Origin of the sequence: Nonomuraea terrae (assembly GCF_044465245.1) — a bacterium.
GTDB lineage: Bacteria > Actinomycetota > Actinomycetes > Streptosporangiales > Streptosporangiaceae > Nonomuraea > Nonomuraea terrae.
Genome location: NZ_JBITLL010000005.1, coordinates 674,192 through 695,406 on the forward strand (window position 1 = coordinate 674,192; position 21,215 = coordinate 695,406).

Below are 21,215 nucleotides of genomic sequence, written 5' to 3' on the forward strand. Positions count from 1 at the left end.
CACCGCCTCGTCAGACACTGACCGGCGTCAGGTGTCGGACCGGGCCTTGCTCGGCTGCACCCGCTTCGGCTCGCCCGGCATCTTCGGATAGTTGGGCGGGTACGGCATGTCGCCGCGCTCGTCCTCGGCGTACATCCGCAGGAGCGGCTCGATGGAGTGGGCGTGGTCGTCGATGGCCGCGTGCACGTCGCCGACCTCGGCGAACCGGGCGGGCATGGTGCGGATGTCGAAGTCGCGCGGGTCGGCGTCGGCCAGCTCGTCCCAGGTGAGCGGGGCCGAGACGGGGGCGTGCGGCCGGGCCCTGACGGAGTAGGCGCTGGCCACCGTGCGGTCTCGGGCGTTCTGGTTGAAGTCGATGAAGACGCGGTCGCCGCGCTCCTCCTTCCACCAGGCCGTGGTCACCAGGGCGGGATCGCGCGCCTCGACGGCCCGGGCCAGGGCGATGCCGGCGTGGCGGACGTCGACGAAATCCCACCGCGGCTCGATGCGCACGGCGATGTGGACGCCGCGGTTGCCTGACGTCTTCACGTAGCCGGTCATGCCGAGCTCGGCGAGCACCTCCCTGGTCAGGAAGGCGGCCTCGCGGGCGGTGTCGAACTCCAGGCCCGGCTGCGGGTCGAGGTCGACGCGCAGCTCGTCGGGGTGCTCGACGTCGGCGGCGCGCACCTGCCAGGGGTGGAAGTCGATGGTGCCGAGGTTGGCGCAGTAGGCGATCGCGGCGATCTCGGTGACGCGCAGGGACTGCGCCGTGCGGCCGCTCGGGAACGTCACGGTGACCGACTGGAGCCAGTCGGGGTGCCGCGGCGGCATGCGCTTCTGGTAGATGGCCTCGGTCTGCACGCCGTCGGGATGGCGCTTGATGTTGGTCGGCCGGTCCCGCAGGGCGCGCAGCGCCCCCTCGCCGACGCTCACGTAGTATTCGACCAGCTCGCGCTTGGTCGCGCCGATCTCCGGGAAGTAGACCTTGTCGGGATTGGTGACCTTGACGGTCCGCTCCCCCACCTCGAGCTCGATGTACGGCGATGCCATGCCCTCGAACCTACTCCCCCGGTCCGACAACTCGGCCGGTAAGGCGGGGTGGGCTCGTCCCGGAGCCGCCGCGGTGGCGGGACCGGGGGCTCGACGGGACGAGCCACCAGACCGTCCGCCGCCGTTCCGGGCGCTGGCGCGCCACCCGGCCGGCCCCTCACGATCCCCGCGGCTCCAGCACGGGCGTGGGCTGCGCCGCTCGGCGGGATCTTGGCGGACGATCTCACCCCTTGCAGGAGGCGATGACACCCCCTTGCCTACAAAGACGCGAATTCGCCCCAGAACGGATGCTTCACCCTGCGGAGATCTCTTTTTGCCACCATCTCGTACTCTGGACGCATGGAGAATGTCGTCAAGAGCGAGGCGGAGTGGCGGGCCGAGCTGTCGCCCGAGGAGTACCACGTCCTCAGGGAGGCCGGGACCGAGCGCCCGTTCACGGGGGAATACGTCGACACCAAGACCGAGGGCGTCTACTCGTGCCGTGCCTGCGGCGCGGAGCTGTTCCGGTCCGACACGAAGTTCGAGTCGCACTGCGGATGGCCGAGCTTCTTCGAGCCGTCCGAATCCGACGCGGTGCGGCTGATCGAGGACCGCAGCCTGGGCATGGCGCGCACCGAGGTGCGCTGCGCGCGCTGCGACTCCCACCTGGGGCACGTCTTCCACGGTGAGGGCTACCCGACGCCCACCGATGATCGCTACTGCATCAACTCGATCTCGCTGCGCCTCGAGCCCAAGGCCTGACGCGCGGGCGAGCGTCCCGATCCCGGGTCAGCCGGGGTCGGGACGGGTGACACGGCAGGTGCGGTCGGCGGGTCCGAGGATGTTGGCGAGCACCGGGTTGCCGTTGCCGCCGGCCTTGGCGTGCACGAACACCACCGGGTCCGCCACGCCGCGGCTGCGCAGGTAGTGCAGGCCGCGCTCACACAGCATGATCGCCGCGGTGGAATTGTCCGCGTTATCCGGCAAATCTGTATAAATCCGTAAATACCCGCCGACCGTACGGACATCTCTGAGGCGTTTCAGCGCCTTGTCCCGCGAGCCCCAGGTCGTACGGAAGAACTCGGCCGCCTGCGGGTCGGTGTGCCGCGAGAACCCACCGCCGTCGGCGCCCGGCGAAGCGGACGCCCCGGCCACCGTCCCCGGTGCGGCGGAGGGAGGAGACGCGGGCCTGCCCGCCTCGCGCGGCCGCGCCTGCGCCCGCGACCCGGGACGCTCGGACGGCCCCGGCGACCCGCCCCGGCCGCCGTGCGCGCCAGCGGGAACGCGCCCAGGCGGACCGTCCGGTCCTGCGGCGGATCCGGAGGCGGCCGGCGACGCGCCGAGCGTGCGGTCGCCGTCGGACGTGCCGTTCACGACGAGCAGCACCACGGCCCCTCCGGCCAGCGCCCCCGCCGCCCAAAGGCCTCTGCCCGTACGGCGCCGCGCGCGCCGGGAACGCCCCGCCGCGTGGCGTCCTCGCTTCCGGGAGTCCGTCACCCCGCCCCCTCGTGGAACGTGCCAGTCGATCGGCGATTCCCTGATTGTGGCAAACGGGGTAGATCAATTCAGCGAGATGGCCGACTCGGCAGGCGGGGGCGGCTGCGCGCCGCCCCGGGCGTCCGGCTAGGGCAGGGCGGCGACGATCTCCCGGACCGGCTTGCGGGCGCCGGTGTAGAACGGGATCTCGACGCGCGTGTGGCGGCGGGCCTGCGCGCCCCGCAGCGTACGCATGAGGTCGACGATGCGGTGCAGCTCGTCGGCCTCGAACGCCAGCATCCACTCGTAGTCGTTGAGCGAGAAGCACGCGACGGTGTTGGCCCGCACGTCGGGGTAGTCGCGCGCCATCCGGCCGTGCTCGGCGAGCATCGCCCGGCGCTCGGAGTCTTCGAGGAGATACCACTCGTAGGAACGCACGAACGGGTAGACGCTCACGTAGGCGCGCGGCTCCTCCTCGGCGAGGAAGGCCGGGATGTGCGACTTGTTGAACTCGGCGGGCCGGTGCAGCGCCATCGCCGACCAGACGGGCCGGGTGTGGCGGCCCAGCTCGGTGCGCCGGAACCGCGAGTAGACGTCCTGGAGGTCCTCCGGCGTCGTCGCGTGCCACCAGAACATGAGGTCGGCGTCGGCCCGGAGCCCCGACACGTCGTAGACCCCCCTGGTCACGACGTCTTTCCCGGCGGCCTGGTCGAGCAGCTCCTGCACCTCGTCGGCCAGGTCGTCGCGGTTGGCCGGGCAGGGCCCGGTCGACTGGAAGACCGACCACATCGTGTAACGGATCACCTGGTTGAGATCGCGGGCCTTCGGCCGCGGAGCGCCCTCTGTCATGGTGACTATTCTCCTCGCAGGTCGAGGTGGTCCAGAATCCGGGCCGCGGCCGTACGGGCCGTGCCGACGCACGCCGGAATGCCGATGCCGTCGTAGGCCGCCCCGCACACCGCCAGGCCCGGCTGCACCGCCACCGCGGCGCGCACCCTGGCCACCCGGTCGAGGTGGCCGACGTTGTACTGCGGCAGCGCGCCGCCCCAGCGGGTGACCCGGGAGTCGAGCGGCAGGCCGCGCGCGCCCATCACGTCGGCCATCTCGGCCGTGGCCAGCGACACCAGCTCGGTGTCGTCGCGCTGGAGCAGGTGCTCCTCGCCCAGCCGGCCGATCGAGCAGCGCAGGATCACCAGGTCGTTGGCCAGATGGGGCCACTTCACCGAGCTGAACGTGACCGCCTTGACCGGCCGCCGCTCCACCGGCGGCACGAGGTAGCCGCTGGAGGCCGGCGGCTCGGGGAAGGCGTCGACGGGGTAGGCCAGGGTGACGACCGCCATGCTCGCGTACTGGATCCTGGCCAGCTCGGCGGCGGCTCTGGGCACGTCGGCCTTGAGCAGCCGGCTGGAGGCGGGGCCGGGCGTGGCGACGATGACGGCGTCGGCCTCGATCGTCTCCGGTCTGGGCACGGGCCCGGCGACCAGCCGCCATCCGGAGTCGGTGCGGCGCAGCTCGCGTACGGTGACGCCGGTGCGGACGTCGGCGCCGGACGCCTTGGCGACCGCCTCGGGCAGGCCGCCGACGCCGTTCCTGAGCGTGGTGAAGACGGGGCCGGCGTCTTTCGGGGTCTCCTCGGCGAGCCGGCGGGCCGCGCTGAGCAGCGAACGCTCGGAACGCGCCACCGCCGCCACGCGCGGCATCGTGGCCTCCAGCGACAGCAGCTCGGCGCGACCGGCGTAGACGCCGCCGAGCAGCGGCTCGACCAGCCGGTCGACGACCTCGCCGCCCATGCGCGCCCGGATGTAGGCGGCCACGGACACGTCGGTGCGGACCAGGGTGGCCGGCAGGATCTGGTCGAGCGGCACGCGCAGCAGCCCGCCGGGCGAGATGATGCCCGACTTCGCCAGCTCGGCGAGGTCGGACGGCACGCCCATGACCTGGCCCTTCGGCAGGTGGTGCAGGGCGCCCCGGCTGTAGACGGCCGAGCGCGTGGTGCCGGGGAAGACCAGGTCGTCGCCGAGCCCCACGGCCCTGGCCAGGTCTCTGCCCTCGGGGCGGCGGGCCAGCATGGCCTCGGCGCCCGCGTCCACGCTCACCCCGGCGACCTCCGAGGCGTACAGCTTGCCGCCGATCCGCGGTGACCCTTCGAGCACGGTCACCTTGACCCGCTCGCCCGCGCCCTGACGGAGATACCACGCGGCGGCGAGACCGGAGATCCCTCCGCCGACCACGACCACGTGGGCTCGATTCCGTTCCACGTCTCCTGACGCTACCGTCTCAGAGGGGCGCCCGGCCGCGCGGGGCGCGTGACCGTACCGTGATCGCCTCCGTCAAACCACCCCGAACCGGCAGCCGTCGTAAGGGCATGACGAGAATCCGGTACGGCATCGCGATCCCCTGCCTGGCGCTGTTCCTGGCCGGTTGCGGCGGCGGCGGCGCGACCATGCAGAGCCGCGCGGGCGAGGCCGCGCCCGCCCAGGCCGACGCCCCCGCCACCGGCCGCGCCGAGGAGAGCGACCGCACGCCGCGGCGGCAGGAGTCCGGTACGGACGGCAGCGTCTCCGACGTGACGGTCACCCGGCAGGAGCGCCAGGTGATCTACACCGGCAGCATGACCGTGCGCGCCCGGCAGGTCGCCACGGCCGCGCAGCAGGCCAAGCAGATCGTCACCGAGGCGGGCGGATACCTCGGCAAGGAGGAGAGCGACTCCTCCGGCGGCACCGAGGACACGGCGCTGCTGGAGTTCAAGATCCCACCGGCGAAGTACCCGGAGGTGCTCGGCCGTCTGGGCAAGGAGCTCGGCAGGCAGCTGTCGCTGCAGCAGGCCACCCAGGACGTCACCCTGCAGGTGGCCGACGTCGAGAGCCGGCTGGCGTCGGCGCGGGAGTCGCTGGAGTCGCTGCGCGAGCTGCTGAAGCGGGCCGACACGATCGGGCAGGTGCTGGACGTCGAGCGGGAGATCTCCGCCCGGGAGGCCGACCTGGAGTCGCTGCAGGCTCAGCAGAAGGAGCTGGCCGCGCAGGTCTCGATGGCCACGCTGACGCTGCGGCTGGTGGGGCCGGTCGCCGTGGTGGAGGACCCCGCGGAGGAGCCGGCGGGCTTCCTCGGCGGGCTGAAGGCCGGCTGGCAGGCCCTGGTCGCGGTCACCAAGACGGCGCTCACCGTGCTCGGCGCTCTCGTGCCGTGGCTGGCCGTCCTGCTCCCGCCGGTCGCCCTGGTCGTCCATCTCGTACGCCGCGGCCGGCGCCCCACGCCGCCGCCCTCCCCCGCGCCGGATCCGGAGACCACCTGACCGGCGGGGCTCAGAACTCGTGGACGAGGTCGGTCAGGCGCTTGAGCTGGTCGGGGTCGGTGGCGGGGAGCACGCCGTGGCCGAGGTTGAACACGTGGCCCTCGGCGGCCCGGCCGCGGCGCAGCACCTCACGGGCCTTGCGCTCCACGACCTCCCACGGCGCCAGCAGGATCGCCGGGTCGAGGTTGCCCTGCAGCGCCCTGCCGGAGCCGACGCGGCGGGCCGCCTCGTCGAGCGGGACCCGCCAGTCGACGCCCACCACGTCGGCCCCGGCCTCGCCCAGCACGCCGAGCAGCTCGCCGGTGCCGACGCCGAAGTGGATGCGGGGCACGCCGGCGACGCCCTCGAAGATGCGCCGGGTGTGGGGCAGGATGAACTCGCGGTAGTCGTCGGGCGCCACCGCCCCCACCCAGGAGTCGAAGAGCTGCACGGCCGAGGCGCCCGCCGCGATCTGGATGCGCAGGTGCTCCAGCACGATGTCGGTCAGCCGCTCCATCAGCGCGTGCCACAGCTCCGGCTCGCCGTACATCATGGCCTTGGTGCGGTCGTGGTTCTTCGAGGGGCCGCCCTCGATGAGGTAGGAGCCGAGCGTGAACGGCGCGCCGGCGAAGCCGATGAGCGGCGTGCCGCCCAGCTCGCCGGTCAGCGCCTGGATCGCCTCGGTGACGTACGGCACGTCGCCGGGCTCCAGGGGACGCAGCGCGTCGAGCCCCTTGGCGTCGCGGATGGGCTCGGCCACGACGGGGCCCACGCCCGGCTTGATGTCGAGGTCGATGCCGATGGCCTTGAGCGGCACGACGATGTCGCTGAAGAAGATGGCCGCGTCGACTCCGTAGCGGCGTACGGGCTGCATGGTGATCTCGACGATCAGGTCGGGCGTCGAGCACGCGGTGAGCATCGGCACGCCCTCGCGGACCTTCAGGTATTCCGGCAGCGACCGTCCGGCCTGGCGCATGTACCAGACAGGGGTGTACGGGACGGCCTGGCGGCGGCAGGCGCGCAGGAAGACGGAGTCGGCGAGGTTCACCCCACAAGGGTGCCACGGGCGGGCACCGGTTCCACCCCCGGTCCTCGCCCGTCCGGGGCCCGGTCGCCGGCGTCCGTCCAGGTGGGAGAGGCGGCGAATGCGGACGCGAGGATGCGAGGTGTCGGAAAAAGATGCATTGGACACCCCAAATCATGATCAGATAGCCAGATGAAGGTTTACCGGTCTGCTCGGTGTCGGCGTCGCGCACGGGTCGAACACACCCCATGCCCGCCCAGAGAGCCGGTCTCGACTGGGCCAAAACTTTCCCAAGCCACCGCGCGGCACCGATTCAGCGACCACTTTCGGGACACGCCGAGCGCGTTGCGGGGAATTGTCAGCGGCTCGTGCCAACGTCGGAGCCACGACCCGACGAAAGGCCCCGGTTCGATGACTCGTGCGATGACCGCGTTGTGGAGTTCCCCAGAGCGCCGCGGGGGGCACTGCCCGTCCTGCTCCGGTGAGCGGCCGTTCGAGCAACCTCCCTGCGCCGACGGGCACGAGCCGGGCGAGTGCCCCGAATGGGCCTGCGCCGACTGCGGCCACGCGATCATGCTCGGCACCGCCGAGTCCACCCTTCCTGCTCGCCAGCTGGTTACGGCTGCGGCTTGATCACCAAGGATGAGCACCCCCGTGGTCCCCTTCCGTCCCACCTCGACCTACGCTTCGGCTATGACACTCGGTGACCAGCCGCCGCCTCCCGCCGCGTTCACCCGTGCGGCCGAGAGCCTGCGGTCGTCCGAGGTCAGGCCGGAGATCGAGCTGGAAGACCTGCCCGCGCCCCAGCGACTGGCCCCCTATGCGGCCGCCATCGGCGCCTCGGTCTACCGCGACGACGACGAGCTCGCGGTCGGCCGGCTGATCCTGCTCTACGACCCCGACGGCCAGCGCGGGTGGGAAGGCCCGTTCCGGCTGGTGGCCTACGTCAGGGCCGACATGGAGCCCGAGATCACCTCCGATCCCCTGCTGGGGCCGGTCGCCTGGAGCTGGCTGACCGATGCTCTCGACGCCCACCAAGCCGACTACTCCGCCGCTGGCGGTACGGTGACAAGAGCCGTGTCCGAGGGCTTCGGCAACAAGGCCGACGACCCGGTCACGACCGAGCTCGAGCTGCGGGCGTCGTGGTCACCCGCCCAGGAGGACCTGTCGGGGCATGTCGCCGCCTGGTGCGACCTCATGTGCCTGGCCGCGGGCATACCGCCGCTCCCGCCCGACGTGGCCGCCCTGCCACGCCGACGTGATGATCCGGAGAGTGACCGAACGAAGTGAGGGCACCAGTCAAGACAGCACCAGCGTCATGAGGCCGGTGAGCTCATGACAGAAGAACGCACAGTGGAGCCGCTGCTCGAACCGCGCGAAGGCATCCCTCCGGTCGTCTCCGACGCCGACGCCCTAGCCGAGGTCGTGGAGCGGTTCGCCGCGGGCGACGGGCCCGTGGCGGTCGACGCCGAGCGCGCCTCCGGCTACCGCTACGGCAACCGCGCCTACCTGGTCCAGCTGCGCCGGGGCGGTGCCGGCAGCGCGTTGATCGACCCCATCGCCTGCCCGGACCTGTCGGCGCTCGACCGGGCGGTGGCCGACGCCGAGATCGTGCTGCACGCCGCCTCGCAAGACCTGCCGTGCCTGCTGGAGGTGGGGTTCAGGCCTCGCCGCATGTTCGACACCGAGCTGGCCGGCCGGCTGCTCGGCTACGAGCGCGTGGGGCTCGGCACGATGGTCGAGACCGTGCTCGGCCTGCGGCTGGAGAAGGGCCATTCGGCGGCCGACTGGTCCACCAGGCCGCTGCCGGAAGACTGGCTGCGCTACGCGGCGCTCGACGTGGAGGTGCTGGTCGAGCTCCGCGACGTGCTCCACCAGCAGCTGGCGGAGAGCGGGAAGCTGGAGTGGGCGCACGAGGAGTTCGCCGCCGTGCTGAACACCCCGCCGCCGGCGCCGCGCTCCGACCCGTGGCGGCGCACGTCGGGCATCCACAAGGTGCGCAACGTACGCGCGCTGGCCATCGTGCGCGAGTTGTGGACGATGCGCGACCGGATCGCCCGTGAGGCCGATCTCGCGCCCGGGCGGGTCCTGCCCGACGCGGCGATCGTCACGGCCGCGCTGGAAGGGCCTCGCACGAAAAAGGCATTGACCGAAATTTCGGCATTCACCGGGAGAAGTGCGCGCAGGCACATGAGCGAGTGGCTCGCCGCGGTGGCGCGGGCGCGGGCGCTGCCCGACAGCCAGCTGCCGCTGCCCAGCACGGCGGGCGACGGGCCGCCGCCGCCCAACCGCTGGGCCGACCGCGACCCGGCCGCGGCCAAGCGCCTGGCCGCGGCCCGGGCCGTGATCTCCGCGCTGGCCGAGCAGCACCACATGCCCACCGAGAACCTCCTGCAGCCCGACGCCGTGCGCCGGCTGACATGGGAGCCGCCCGCGGAGATCACCGACGAGAGCGTGGCCGCCAGGCTGCGCGAGCTCGGCGCCCGCGAGTGGCAGCGCACGCTCACCGCCCAGCCCATCGCCAAGGCCCTGGCCAGGCTGGAGACGCGCAGCGAGCTCTGACGCCGTCGCCCCTCCCGCTCTGACGTGGACGCCCGCCAGAGCGGGACCCCCGCCTCCGCGCGTGACGGCCTGGAATGGCGGCACGGCGGTCACCCTTGGACGGTCGGACGGATGGTGATGTCGCCGATCTCGACGTCCAGGGGTTGTTCGACGGCGAAGGCGATGGCGCGGGCGACGGCTTCCGGCGCGATGCCGATCTGTCCCATGTGGTGGAGGATCTGCTCGCGGACTGGTGTGTTGTCGATCGAGTCGGCGAGTTCGGTGCGGACGAAGCCCGGCGACACGGCCGTCGTGCGCAGCACGCCGTCGGTCGACTCCTGCCGCAGGCCCTCCAGCAGCGTACGGACGGCGTTCTTGGTCGCGGCGTAGACCGCCATCGTGGGGGTGATCGTCAGGCCGGCGGTCGACACCGTGGTCACCAGGTGGCCGTGGCCCTGCCGGCGGAACACCGGCAGGGCGGCGGCGATGCCGTTGAGCACACCGCGGAGATTGACGTCGATCATGACCGACCAGCCGTCGACGTCGAGGTCGGCCACCGGCCCGATCTTGGCGATGCCCGCGTTGCCCACCAGCACGTCGAGCCGGCCGAACTCCGCCACGGCCGCGCCGACGAGTCGTTCGAGGTCCTCCTGCCGCAGCACGTCCGTGACGCAGCCGATGGCACGTCCGCCGCGGTCGCGGATGTCCTGGACGAGCTCGTCGAGGCGTTGTGCCCGTCGGGCACCGAGGACGACGGCCGCGCCGTGCTCGGCGAGCAGGCGCGCGGTGGCTGCACCGATGCCGCCGCTCGCGCCGGTGATGGCCACGACCTTTCCGTCGATGACTGTCATGGGGATCCCTTCGTTAAAGTGGACACGTGTCCGCATGATGGAACAGCTTACCGGACACGTGTCCGCTTTGGTCACCGAGCTACAGGGGAACGATGGAGCCACGCCACCGCCGGGCCGACGCCGCCGGCAACCGCGCACGGATCATCCAGGCCGCGCGAGCCGTCATCGCGAACGCGGACGAGATCAAGCTCAATGCGATCGCCAAGGAGGCGGGGGTCGGCCAGGGCACCCTCTACCGCCACTTCCCGACCCGTGAGGATCTGCTCGCCGAGGTCTACCGGGAGGACGTCGAGGAGCTCGTGGCGGCGGCCACGGCGCTGCTCGCCGAGCACCCGCCCGTCACCGCGCTGGCTCGCTGGTTCGACCGGGTGGCCGACTACGCGCAGGTCAAGCGCGGAGTGTTCGCCGCCGTCGAAGCGGCGGTGTGGCAGGACCTCGCCGCGCACAGCCTCGGGCCGATCGGCGACGCGCTGACCACGCTGCTGGAGGCCGGGAAGGCCGACGGGACCATCCGATCGGACGTCGACGCCCGGGACGTCATCCTCCTCATCGGCTGCCTGACACGTCTCGAGGAGGATGAGTGGGACGCCAAGGCCCGGCACCTGCTCCGCATCGTCCTCGACGGGCTGCGCCGCCGCCCGTAGCCGCCCCCCGAGACCGGGAGCACGCCTGAGGCGGCGGCCGGGGTCACGAGGAACGGCGTGCCGCCGGTTTCGAGCAGGCATTCGCCGGCCAGCGGGTGACGCGCGACGAACGTGAGACTCGCCGGCCTCACCACTTTTGCGGCTCGCCGCGGCTTCGGGACTCCGGGCCGTGACTTGACGCCCTCGGCAGCTCGGCCGTACCGTTCGGGAAAGCGCTTTCCTCGGTGAAGGGATCCTCATGAGCGTGCGCACCATCGGCGTCGTGATGAACGGCGTCACCGGACGGATGGGCTACCGCCAGCACCTGGTCCGTTCCGTCCTGGCCATCAACGAGCAGGGCGGTGTCACGCTCTCGGACGGCGGGCGCGTCATCCTCAAGCCGGTGCTGGTCGGGCGCAATGCCGACAAGCTTGGAAATATCGCGGCGAAGCATGGAATATCGGATTTCACCACTGACCTCGACGCCGCCCTCTCCGACGACGCCAACCTGATCTACTTCGACGCCCAGGTGACCAGCGCCCGGGTGAAGGCCGTGCTCCAGGCCATCGACGCCGGCAAGCACATCTACGCCGAGAAGCCCACCGCCGAGTCGACGCAGGAGGCGCTCGCGCTGGCCGAGGCCGCCACGGCCAAGGGCGTCAAGAACGGCGTCGTCCAGGACAAGCTCTTCCTGCCGGGCCTGCTCAAGCTGAAGCGGCTGATCGACGGCGGCTTCTTCGGCCGCATCCTGTCGGTGCGGGGCGAGTTCGGCTACTGGGTGTTCGAGGGCGACTGGCAGGAGGCGCAGCGCCCGTCGTGGAACTACCGCTCCGAGGACGGCGGCGGCATCGTGCTCGACATGTTCCCGCACTGGCACTACGTGATGGAGAACCTGTTCGGCCGGGTCCAGTCGGTCTACGCCCGGGCCGTGACGCACATCCCGTCGCGGGTGGACGAGCAGGGCGACGCCTACCAGGCGACCGCCGACGACGCCGCGTACGGGATCTTCGAGCTGGAGGGCGGTGTCGTCGCGCAGATCAACTCCTCATGGGCGGTCCGGGTGAACCGGGACGAGCTGGTGGAGTTCCAGGTGGACGGCACGCATGGCAGCGCCGTGGCGGGCCTGCGCGACTGCCGCGTACAGCATCGCTCGGCCACCCCCAAGCCGGTCTGGAACCCCGACCTGCCGGCCACCGCCCGCTTCCGCGACGGCTGGCAGGAGGTGCCGGACAACGCGGAGTTCGACAACGGGTTCAAGGTGCAGTGGGAGGCGTTCGTCCGGCACGTGCTGGAGGACGCGCCGTTCCCCAACGACTTCGCCTCCGGCGCCCGCGGCGTCCAGCTCGCCGAGCTGGGCCTGCGCTCGTCCGCCGAGGGCCGCAGGATCGAGGTGCCGCAGCTGTGAGGATCGACCTGCCCGGGGTGGGCGCGTACCCGCTGAGAGAGCCCGTCACCTGGCCGGCGGCCGAGCCGGCCGCGAGCCGGATCGCGTTCGCGGCCGCCCACGTGGTCGCCGACCCGCTCGGCGACAACACACCCGGCTCCCCCGCCGCCGTCGACTGGGACGCCACGCTGCGCTTCCGCCGCCACCTGTGGTCGCACGGCCTGCGGGTGGCCGACGCCATGGACACCGCCCAGCGCAACATGGGCCTCGACTGGGCGGCCACCAAGGAGCTCATCCGGCGCAGCGCCGCCGAGGCCCGCGCGTACGGCGATCCCGCCACGCTCGTCGCCTGCGGCGCCGGCACCGACCACGCGCCCGGCGCGGACGACCTTGACGCGATCACGGCCGCGTACGGCGAGCAGATCGAGACCGTGCAGGCGGCCGGCGCCGGTGTGATCATCATGGCCTCCCGTCAGCTCGCCAGGGTGGCCTCCGGGCCCGCGGACTACCACCGGGTGTACGGCAAGCTGTTCGGCCTGGCCGACCGGCCGGTGATCCTGCACTGGCTGGGTGAGATGTTCGACCCGCAGCTGGCCGGTTACTGGGGCTCGCGCGACGTGGCGGCGGCGACGGAGTCGTTCCTGGAGCTGGTCCACGCCCACGCGGCGACGGTGGACGGCGTGAAGGTGTCGCTGCTGGACGAGGAGCACGAGGTGCGCCTGCGCGCCGCGCTGCCCGAGGGCGTCAAGCTGTACACCGGCGACGACTTCAACTACCCGTCGCTGATCAGGTCGGGCTCGCACGCGCTGCTGGGCATCTTCGACGCCATCGCGCCGGCCGCGGCGGCGGCGCTCCAGGTGCTGGACGCGGCCGAGGCCGCCGACGACGAGGCGGAGCGGGAACGGCTGATGGCCTCGTACGAGGAGATCCTGGCGCCGACCGTGCCGCTGTCGAGAAAAATTTTCGAGACGCCGACGTACCACTACAAGACCGGCATCGTCTTCCTGGCCTGGCTGAACGGCCACCAGGACGCGTTCGCCATGGTGAACGGCGCCCAGTCGGCCCGCTCGCTGCTGCACCTGTCGGAGGTGTTCGCCCTGGCTGACCAGGCGGGGCTGCTCACCGACCAGGAGCTGGCCGTGCGCCGGATGAAGGCGCTGCTGGAGGTGAACGGGCTGTGAGTCTTTCGCTGAACCAGTGGACGACCCGGAGCTGGTCGGTGGCCGAGGCCGTGGACGGGTGCGTCCGGCACGGCCTGGAGGCGATCGGGCTGTGGCGGGAGAAGGTCGCCGAGCAGGGGCTGGCGCAGAGCGTCAAGCTCGTGCGGGCGGCCGGGCTGCGGGTGTCGTCGCTGTGCCGGGGCGGGTTCCTGACGGCCGGCGGGCTGCCCGGCGAGCAGGGCCGTACGGCCTTCGCGCGGGCGCTGGAGGACAACCGGCGGGCCATCGACGAGGCGGCCGAGCTGGCGGCGGGCTGCCTGGTGATGGTGGTGGGCGGCCTGCCCGGCGTCCGGCCCGGCGAGGCGCTGCCCGCTGAGGGCTTCACCCGTGACCTGGCCGGAGCGCGCGAGCGGGTGACCGAGGCGCTGGCGGAGCTGGCGCCGTACGCCGGGGAGCGGGGGGTGAAGCTGGCGCTGGAGCCGCTGCACCCGATCTACTGCCCCGACCGGGCGGTGTTGTCGACGCTGGGTCAGGCGCTGGAGCTCAGCCTGCCGTACCCGGAGGAGCAGGTCGGCGTGGTGGTGGACACGTTCCACGTGTGGTGGGACCCGCGGCTGTTCGAGGAGATCGCGCGGGCGGGGCGGCGGATCGCGTCGTACCAGGTGTGCGACTACCTGCACCCGCTGCCCGAGGACGTGCTGCTCGGGCGGGGCATGATGGGCGACGGCGTGATCGGCTTCCCGCCGATCACCCGGGCCGTCCTGGCCGCCGGGTACACCGGCGACATCGAGGTGGAGATCTTCAACGCCGACATCTGGGCCGCCGACCCCGACGAGGTGGTGGCCACGATGAAGTCCCGCTACGCGGAGGTGGTGCTGCCGGCCTCGTGAACCACGGTGCCGGCGGCGCCGTTCACGGTGATCCGCTCGCCCGTGGTGACGCGGTGGGTGGCGTCGGCGACGCCGACGACGGCCGGGATGCCGTACTCCCTGGCCACGACCGCGCCGTGCGACATCGCGCCGCCCATCTCCATCACCAGGCCGCCCGCCGTCAGGAACAGCGGTGTCCAGCCGGGGTCGGTCGAGGGGCAGACGAGGATCTCGCCGGGCTCCAGGTGCGCGCCGACGGGGTCGAGGACCACGCGGGCCGGACCGGTGACCGTGCCCGGAGAGGCGGCGGTGCCGGTCAGCGCGCCGCTCCCGTCGGGGGCGGCCGCCGAGGGAACCGCCTCTGGCTCGGTGCCGTCCGACAGGAGCACGCGGGGCACGTGTCGGCGGCGCCGCTCCCGTTCGTACGTCTCGCGGCGCGCGGCCACGAGGGCGCGCAGGTCGCCCCCGCCGAGTGAGGCCCTGGCCTCACGCAGGTCGAGGAAGAAGACGTCGCCGGGCGCGTCGACGACACCGAGGTCCGCCAGGTGCGCGCCCACCACGAGCAGGCTCCGCCGGACCGCCGCGAGCGTCTTGACCAGGTGGAACTTGGGCAGCTCGCGCAGCCCGGCGTAGGTGCGGGTGCGCCGGAGCGCGTACCGCACGACGGCGGCCCGCCACGGCCGCCCGCGCCCGGCCCGCGCCGAGATCCGGACGACGGCGGAACGCGCCTCCCGTTCCCCCCTCGCGAACAGCGCGGACGGCGCGAGGTCGTCGTCCTTCATGCGCAGGTAGTTGGCCAGCGCGCCGAGGATGTGCTCGGGCTCCTCCGACCAGCGCGGCACCCCGAGGTCGATCTCGGCGACGCCGCGGTGGCCGTACGCGTCCAGGAAGGCGGCGATCTCGCGCTGGGCGGCGGGCGGCAGGCGTCCCTCGCGGTAGCGGCGGGCCAGCTCGGCGACGGACAGCTCGCGGAACGGCTCCGGCTCGATCCTGGTGGACAGCTCCCACAGCGCGAGGTCCATCTCGGTGGTCGGGTTGTGCGGGACGCCGCGCAGCACGTCGCCCATCTCGTTCACCGGCACCCCGGACAGCCGAGAGGCCAGCGCGAACAGGGCGTACCCGGTGATCACGGTCGGCATGATCGAGATGATCCGCGGGAACGTCCCGGCGAGCACCCGCTCGGCGTGGTCGAGCCGCTGCGCCGGGGTCGCCGAGCCGGGCACCCGGAGCCGGCGGTCGACGTCCGCGCCGATCCGCGCGACGGAGGCCAGGGCCCGGCGCGGGCTGACGAGCGCCGTCAGGACGCGGGCGGGCAGCCGCAGATGACCGGCGAAGCGCCCGGCCCCGCGCAGGAAGCCGCGCCGCGAGGTGGTGAGCCGCGCCAGCCGCGGGTCCTGGAACAGCCGCTGCATCACGGTCGCGGTACGCGCCTCGCCGAGCGTCACCAGGCGCCCGAACAGGGCGCGGCCGGGACGGCTGCGTACGGCGGTGGTGATGTCGAACCACAGGCGCTCCCCCGACACCGCGAAGAAGGGCGCGCCGTCGCGGGGATCGGCGGGGCCGTGGCCGAACAGGCCGGCGCCTCCGGCGCTGACCAGCCGGAACGCCGCGATGCCCATCGGCGTGATCGGCCCCATGACGCCCTGGACGACGTTGACCGAGAAGTAGACCCGAAGGCCGGGCCCCTTCGGCTCCGGCAGCGGGTAGAGCGTGGTGATCGGCCTGGCCTGGGTGAGCCAGAGCCGCCCGTCGTGGTCGAGGGCCCACTCGGTGTCCTGCGGCGCGTCGTAGTGGCGTTCCACGCGGGCGCCGAGGGCGGCGAGCTCGTGCACCTGGCCGTCGGTCAGGCAGAGGCCGTCGCCGGCGGTCTCGACGCGTTCGGTGCCGCCGCCGGGCAGGGGTCGGATGGTCACCTTCTTGTCGCCGGCGCGCCGCTCCAGGATCTCGCCATCGGAGACGACGAAGCGGTCGGGGTTCACCGCGCCGGAGACGACGGCCTCGCCGAGGCCAGGGCTCGCGTCGATGACGATCTCGCGCCGCCGGCCGGTGACGGGGTTGGCGGTGAACATGACCCCCGCCACGCGGGCGTCCACCATGACCTGGAGGACGACCGCGAGGCTCACCGAGGCGTGGTCGATGCCGGCGGCCTCGCGGTAGGCCACGGCGCGGTCGGTCCACAACGAGGCCCAGCAGCGGCGTACGGCCGCCACGACCGCCTGGGCGCCCACGACGTTGAGGAACGTGTCCTGCTGCCCGGCGAAGCTGGCGAACGGCAGGTCCTCGGCCGTGGCGGACGAGCGCACGGCGACGGGCACGTCGTCGCCGAGCGAGGCGTAGGCGCCGACGACGGCCTCGCGCACGTCCGGCGGGACCGGGGCGTCGAGCAGGTGCCGCCTGGCTCGCTCGGCCAGGCCCTCACCGGTGGTCTCCAGGCCCTGGGCGACCTGCCGGTACGCCTGCGTGGTCAGCACCCGGGCGGGCGGGACGGGCAGCCCCGCCTTGGTCAGCTCACCGAGGTTCGCGGCCTTGCCGCCGACCTCGGCCGTCATCGCGGCATGGATCTCGGTGAGGTCGAGGACCATCGTCATCGCGTGTTCTCCCGGCGTTCGGCGTCCTGTCGTCCAGTCTCGCGCCTCACGGCCGGAAATTCAACAGCTGATGAAACCCAGCGGCGTCCCGTCCAGTTCCCAGGCCGGGTCCACCGGCACGCCGAGCGCGGCCAGCGCCGTCGGGGCCACGTCGACCAGGCGCGGGCCGTCGAGCCCCCGGCCGCCGAGGTCCTCTCCCAGCCGGTGCGCGATGACGAACACCGTGCGCTCCTCGGCCGAGACACCCCCGTGGCCGCCCGCGTCCACGTGGCCGTGGTCGGTGGTGACGAGCACCGTCCAGCGCTCGCCGCCGTACGACGGGCGGGCGCGGATCGCGTCGAGCAGCCCTCCCAGGTACGCGTCCTGGGCGGCGAGGGCGGCGGCGTACTCCGGGCAGTGCGGGCCGAGGGCGTGCGCCACCTCGTCGGTGTCGCCCAGGTAGACGAACACGGCGTCGGGGTCGTCGGCGGCCAGGTGCGCACGGGCTGCCTCGGCCACCTGCGCGTCGGCGTCTGACCAGCCGACGGCGAACCCGTCGAGGACGAAACGGCGGTCGATGGCCGGGCCGAACGCGCCCTGCTCGGCCAGGGCCGCCCAGGAGAAGAAGGCCGAGGTGGTCAGGTCGGGGCGGGCCAGCTTCGCCCGCGTCAAGAAGTCCGGAAATTTCGTGAACTGGGGGGCGGCGAAGCCGTTGTCCACGACGCCGTGCTTGTCCGGCCAGACACCGGTCGCGATGGACGACCACCCCGGCCCCGAGTCCGTACGTGACCTGATCACCCGGACCCCGTCGTCCTGCTCCGGCGAGGTGGGGACGACCTCGCCGGGCGACTCCGTACGCGGGGCCTCGGCCTCGCCGTAGGGGAGCATGCTGGTGCCGTACGCGCCGGTGGACATCAGGCCGGCCAGCACGGGCGCGTCGAGGGCGACGAGCCGGTCGAACCGCAGGCCGTCCATGCCGACGACGAGCACCTTGTCGGTGGGGGTTGTGAGAGCGGACATCCCCCTATCTAAGCGGGCTGTCTACGCGGCGAAACGGCGCACCCATGCGACGGCCCCCGGCAGGACCTCCTCGACCGGGGCCACCTGCGGATACCACGTCCGCTCCCACTCCAGCGACACCCAGCCGCCGAACCCGGCCCCGCGCAGCAGCTCGCCCGCCTCCTCCAGCGGCACCGAGCCCTCGCCCATGGGCACCGGCGTGGTCTCCTGCGCCGAGACCGCGTCCTTGACCTGCACGTACGACAGCCAGGGCCGCAGCGCGGCCAGCGTGGCGGCCGGGCTCTCGCCGTGGCGCCAGGGGTGCAGCAGGTCCCAGATCACGCCGGTGGTCCCGGGGCAGCCGGCCTCGGTCAGCAGCGCGGCCACGGCGGCGCCGGTGGACATCTGGTCGTGTGTCTCGACGAGGACGCGCGTCCCCAGGTCGGCGGCCGGGCCGGAGACCGCCTTGAGCCGGCGCGCGCCCACGGCCGGGTCGCCACCGCGCGGGAACACCCGAACTCCGGGCGCGCCGAGGTCGGCGGCCAGGCGCAGGTCGGCGAGCAGCGCCTCCACGGCCTCTTCGTCCGGCCCCGGCTGACAGATGCCGACATATCCGGCGAGAGCGGAAATTTCGAGACCCGCCCGTTCCACCCGCTCGCGTACGGACCGCCGTCCCTCCGGGCCGAGCCCGGCGTGCACACCCGTGTCGGGGTGCAGGCGCAGCTCCAGCCCCTGACAGCCGTGCCCGGACGCGATCTCGATCGCCCGGTCGAGCCCGTCGCCGGGCATCCCCAGGGTGCTGACCGCCAGCCTCACACGATCCTCCGTACGCTCTCCCGCAGCACGACCTCGCCGGCGACGTGCTCGACGACGACCGGCTCCTCATCGTTGAGCGCCAGCTCCAAGGCCCGCGCCCCCATGTCCGCCAGCGGCAGCCGCACGGTCGTCAGCGCCGGCACGTGATCACGCAGCGTGACGATGTCGTCGAACCCGGCCACCGAGACGTCGTCCGGCACCCTGACGCCGCGCTCCCGGTAGGCCGCGAGCGCCCCGACCGCCATCACGTCGTTGACCGCGAACACACAGGTGGCGTCCTGGACCTGCCGCGCCGCCGCGTAGCCGCCGTCGCGGTCGAACGGCCCGTGGATCACCTGCGGCGCGGGCAGCCCCAGCTCCTCCAGCGCGGCGGCGAAGCCGGCGCTGCGGTCGGCCGCCGTCATCAGGTGGGGCGGGCCCGCCAGCACCGCGAAACGGGTGTGACCGAGCCCGGCCAGCGCCCGCGCCAGCTCCGCCGCGCCCTCCCTGTTGGCCGGCGCCACCGTGTCGACCCCGAGGAGGTCCTGGCCCACGCAGGCCGCCCGGCCGCCGCTGTCGCGGTAGCGGGCCAGCTCCTCGCGCAGGCGGCCGGTCACCGCCTGGTCGGCGACACGCGAGCCGGCCAGCAGCACCGCGCGCACGCGCTGGGCGTTCAGCGTGGCCACGTACGCGAGCTCCTGCTCGGGATCGCGATGGGTGGTGCCGACCATGACCAGCAGGCCCTCGGTGGCCGCCGCCCGCATCGCGCCGTCGGCCAGGGCCGCGAAGTAGGGGTCGGTCAGGTCGTGCACGACGATGCCGATGACGTTGCTCGACCCCCGGGCCAGCGTCTGGGCGGCGATGTTGGCGCGGTAGCCGAGCTCGTCGGCGGCGCGCTCGACGCGGGCCCGCAGGTCCGCGCCCACCTGGCGGGTGCTGCCGTTGAGCACCCGCGAGGCGGTCGCGAGCGAGACGCCCGCCTGCTTGGCGACGTCTTCCAGCGTGACCACGACACCCTCCCCGGAAAGCGATTTCCAAGTCTGCCAGACCGACCCTCGAAACCGCATCCTCGCACGTGTCCCACCGAACCGGGGCGGGGTGGGCGGGCGTGACCCGGTCGCGACAGGCCGGCGTCCGGCACGGGACGGGCATGCGGCGGCCGCGCTGTGCGCGGCCGGCACTCAGCTGCGGCCGGCACGCAGCGCGCGTCCAGCACACGGCCGGCACGTGCAGTACGGCCGGCACGTGCAGTACGGCACACGAGAACGCGACCGGCACGCGGCGGCCGCGGTCGGCGAACGCCAAGGCACTCGGTCGACAGCGCCCGGCGCGGCCGTCACATCCAGGGGAAGAGGATGTCCAGAAGGCCCTTGTTCTCTTCCTGGACCGGGGCGGGCTCGGGGGCCTGGGTCTGGGCCGGGGCGGATTCCTGCGTGGAGTCGGACTGCTCGGTGTTGCCGCCGCCGCCCGTTGACTCCTCGGCCGTGTTGTCCGAGTCCTTGCTGTCACCGGTGTTGCCGCTGCCCGTGGTGCCGTTGCTGCCGGTGCCGTTGCTGCCGGTGCTGTCGCCTACCCGCCGTTCGGAGACGCGGGCGGGCCCGTCGTTCTCCTCGGCCGACGTTTCGGTGGCGCGCGGGCGCTCCGGGCGCTCCGACGGCTCGCGCGTGGGCCGGGCGCGCTGCTCGGCGGGCGTCTGCGGGGTGTAGCCGGAGTTGTCCGGCTGGTCGGCGACCTGCTCGCGCGGCTTCGACGGCTTCGTCGGCTCCGTGCTCTCGGTCGGCTCCTCGGCGACCTCCTCCTCGTCCTCGACCGGTGCGTCCTCGGGGAACGCCGACTCGGAGGGCGCGCTCACGTCCCCGACGCTCGCGCATCGGCCGCCCGCGCAGGGGTCGTCGGCGGATGTGCCGGTGAGCATCCAGCCGACGCCCACGCCGACCGCCACCACCGCGGCCGCGGCGACCAGCAGCGTCCTGGTACGGCGGCGCACCTCACGCTCACCGCGCGGGTGCTCGTGGGAGTCGTGGGAGTCGTCGGTCCAGCCCGAGCCGAGGAACCCGCGGCGGGGGCGGTCGTCGTCGTCGGCGTCGTAGCCGCGGTCGAGCGGCAGGTAGGACGGCTCGTCCTCCACCGGGTACGCCCCGCTGTCGTCGTCGCGCCGCCCGGACTCGCGGGAGTCGCCGGAGTCGTGGCCCGCGCCCGCCATCGCGCTCGTGCCGAGGACGTCGTCGTACCCGGCGCCCCGCACGTCATGGGGCCCGCTCATCCCGTCATGAGATCCACTGGCGCCGCCCAGCACGTCATGGGAGGAGTTCCCGCCTCCCAGCACGTCACGAGACGCGCTCCCGCCACCCAGCACGTCGTGGGACGGGTCGCCACCGCCCAGCACGTCGTGGGACGGGTTACCGCCGCCCAGCACGTCGTACGGCGCCGGGCCGTCGAGCACGTCGCGCACACCCTCACCCGGGCGCGGCTCGACCGGTTTGTCCAGCGGCAGGATGTAGGTCTCGTTGCCGGAGACCTGGATGGCGGGCTGCTCGTCGGTGTCCTCGGTGCTCCACCGCGGCGACAGCACGTCCCCCGTCAAGTCGGGGTTCGACGACCTACCCTGCCCATCCTCGTACGACCTGTCGTTCTCGTCGCGCGCCAC

19 protein-coding genes are annotated in these 21,215 nt (G+C 73.1%); 8 read left to right on the forward strand and 11 right to left on the reverse strand.

What is annotated here, in order from left to right:
• Positions 1-27: 27 nt before the first annotated feature.
• The gene (gene ligD, locus ACIBP6_RS26925; protein ID WP_397056436.1) at positions 28-1,029 is read right to left on the reverse strand and encodes a non-homologous end-joining DNA ligase; all 1,002 of its coding nucleotides are present in this window, start codon (positions 1,027-1,029) and stop codon (positions 28-30) included.
• Between the two features lie 339 nt (positions 1,030-1,368).
• On the opposite strand from ligD, the gene msrB reads away from it, so the two are divergent.
• Entirely contained in the window at positions 1,369-1,770 is a 402-nt protein-coding gene (gene msrB, locus ACIBP6_RS26930) for a peptide-methionine (R)-S-oxide reductase MsrB (RefSeq protein WP_397056438.1), read from the forward strand.
• 27 nt (positions 1,771-1,797) lie between these two features.
• Here the strand turns inward: msrB and ACIBP6_RS26935 are convergent, their stop codons facing one another.
• From ACIBP6_RS26935 to hemG, 3 genes are all read right to left on the reverse strand, one after another.
• On the reverse strand, positions 1,798-2,397 hold the full coding sequence (locus ACIBP6_RS26935; RefSeq protein ID WP_397056440.1) for a hypothetical protein: 600 nt from the start codon (positions 2,395-2,397) through the stop codon (positions 1,798-1,800).
• Between the two features lie 234 nt (positions 2,398-2,631).
• On the reverse strand, positions 2,632-3,333 hold the full coding sequence (hemQ, locus tag ACIBP6_RS26940; RefSeq protein ID WP_397056442.1) for a hydrogen peroxide-dependent heme synthase: 702 nt from the start codon (positions 3,331-3,333) through the stop codon (positions 2,632-2,634).
• Between the two features lie 5 nt (positions 3,334-3,338).
• Positions 3,339-4,742, reverse strand: a complete 1,404-nt coding sequence (gene hemG, locus ACIBP6_RS26945; RefSeq protein ID WP_165969673.1) for a protoporphyrinogen oxidase — start codon at positions 4,740-4,742, stop codon at positions 3,339-3,341.
• Between the two features lie 107 nt (positions 4,743-4,849).
• Between hemG and ACIBP6_RS26950 the strand changes: the two genes are divergently transcribed.
• Complete coding sequence (locus ACIBP6_RS26950) at positions 4,850-5,776, forward strand: DUF4349 domain-containing protein (protein ID WP_397056444.1); 927 nt, start codon at positions 4,850-4,852, stop codon at positions 5,774-5,776.
• A gap of 10 nt (positions 5,777-5,786) precedes the next feature.
• Here ACIBP6_RS26950 and hemE read toward each other — a convergent pair whose 3' ends face one another.
• Positions 5,787-6,779, reverse strand: a complete 993-nt coding sequence (gene hemE / locus ACIBP6_RS26955) for a uroporphyrinogen decarboxylase (protein ID WP_397057085.1) — start codon at positions 6,777-6,779, stop codon at positions 5,787-5,789.
• Positions 6,780-7,472: 693 nt separating this feature from the next.
• Between hemE and ACIBP6_RS26960 the strand changes: the two genes are divergently transcribed.
• On the forward strand, positions 7,473-8,069 hold the full coding sequence (locus ACIBP6_RS26960; RefSeq protein WP_397056446.1) for a DUF3000 domain-containing protein: 597 nt from the start codon (positions 7,473-7,475) through the stop codon (positions 8,067-8,069).
• 45 nt (positions 8,070-8,114) lie between these two features.
• Positions 8,115-9,341, forward strand: a complete 1,227-nt coding sequence (locus tag ACIBP6_RS26965; RefSeq protein WP_397056448.1) for an HRDC domain-containing protein — start codon at positions 8,115-8,117, stop codon at positions 9,339-9,341.
• An 89-nt stretch (positions 9,342-9,430) separates the two neighbouring features.
• Here the strand turns inward: ACIBP6_RS26965 and ACIBP6_RS26970 are convergent, their stop codons facing one another.
• Complete coding sequence (locus ACIBP6_RS26970; RefSeq protein WP_397056450.1) at positions 9,431-10,171, reverse strand: SDR family oxidoreductase; 741 nt, start codon at positions 10,169-10,171, stop codon at positions 9,431-9,433.
• A gap of 92 nt (positions 10,172-10,263) precedes the next feature.
• On the opposite strand from ACIBP6_RS26970, the gene ACIBP6_RS26975 reads away from it, so the two are divergent.
• The 4 genes from ACIBP6_RS26975 to ACIBP6_RS26990 all read left to right on the forward strand — a co-directional run bounded on the left by ACIBP6_RS26975 (position 10,264) and on the right by ACIBP6_RS26990 (position 14,228).
• Complete coding sequence (locus ACIBP6_RS26975) at positions 10,264-10,815, forward strand: TetR/AcrR family transcriptional regulator (protein ID WP_397056452.1); 552 nt, start codon at positions 10,264-10,266, stop codon at positions 10,813-10,815.
• Between the two features lie 238 nt (positions 10,816-11,053).
• Entirely contained in the window at positions 11,054-12,199 is a 1,146-nt protein-coding gene (locus ACIBP6_RS26980) for a Gfo/Idh/MocA family protein (RefSeq protein WP_397056454.1), read from the forward strand.
• Entirely contained in the window at positions 12,196-13,359 is a 1,164-nt protein-coding gene (locus ACIBP6_RS26985; protein WP_397056456.1) for a dihydrodipicolinate synthase family protein, read from the forward strand. Before ACIBP6_RS26980 ends, ACIBP6_RS26985 begins: the two co-directional genes overlap by 4 nt.
• The gene (locus ACIBP6_RS26990) at positions 13,356-14,228 is read left to right on the forward strand and encodes a sugar phosphate isomerase/epimerase family protein (RefSeq protein WP_397056458.1); all 873 of its coding nucleotides are present in this window, start codon (positions 13,356-13,358) and stop codon (positions 14,226-14,228) included. The genes ACIBP6_RS26985 and ACIBP6_RS26990 overlap by 4 nt, the downstream gene beginning before the upstream one ends.
• Here ACIBP6_RS26990 and ACIBP6_RS26995 read toward each other — a convergent pair.
• The 5 genes from ACIBP6_RS26995 to ACIBP6_RS27015 all read right to left on the reverse strand — a co-directional run bounded on the left by ACIBP6_RS26995 (position 14,198) and on the right by ACIBP6_RS27015 (position 21,215).
• The gene (locus tag ACIBP6_RS26995) at positions 14,198-16,795 is read right to left on the reverse strand and encodes a PEP/pyruvate-binding domain-containing protein (protein ID WP_397056460.1); all 2,598 of its coding nucleotides are present in this window, start codon (positions 16,793-16,795) and stop codon (positions 14,198-14,200) included. The two genes, ACIBP6_RS26990 and ACIBP6_RS26995, sit on opposite strands and share 31 nt — an antisense overlap.
• A 60-nt stretch (positions 16,796-16,855) precedes the next feature.
• Positions 16,856-17,794 carry an alkaline phosphatase family protein gene (locus tag ACIBP6_RS27000; protein WP_397056462.1) on the reverse strand — a complete coding sequence of 313 codons (939 nt, stop codon included), beginning with the start codon at positions 17,792-17,794 and terminating at the stop codon, positions 16,856-16,858.
• Positions 17,795-17,815: 21 nt separating this feature from the next.
• A complete protein-coding gene (locus ACIBP6_RS27005) occupies positions 17,816-18,589 on the reverse strand; it encodes a sugar phosphate isomerase/epimerase family protein (protein WP_397056464.1) in 774 nt (257 codons plus the stop codon).
• Positions 18,586-19,578 (reverse strand): LacI family DNA-binding transcriptional regulator, encoded by a 993-nt coding sequence (locus ACIBP6_RS27010; protein WP_397056466.1) that lies wholly within the window; start codon positions 19,576-19,578, stop codon positions 18,586-18,588. Before ACIBP6_RS27010 ends, ACIBP6_RS27005 begins: the two co-directional genes overlap by 4 nt.
• Positions 19,579-19,904: 326 nt before the next feature.
• Positions 19,905-21,215 carry a hypothetical protein gene (locus ACIBP6_RS27015; protein ID WP_397056468.1) on the reverse strand — a complete coding sequence of 437 codons (1,311 nt, stop codon included), beginning with the start codon at positions 21,213-21,215 and terminating at the stop codon, positions 19,905-19,907.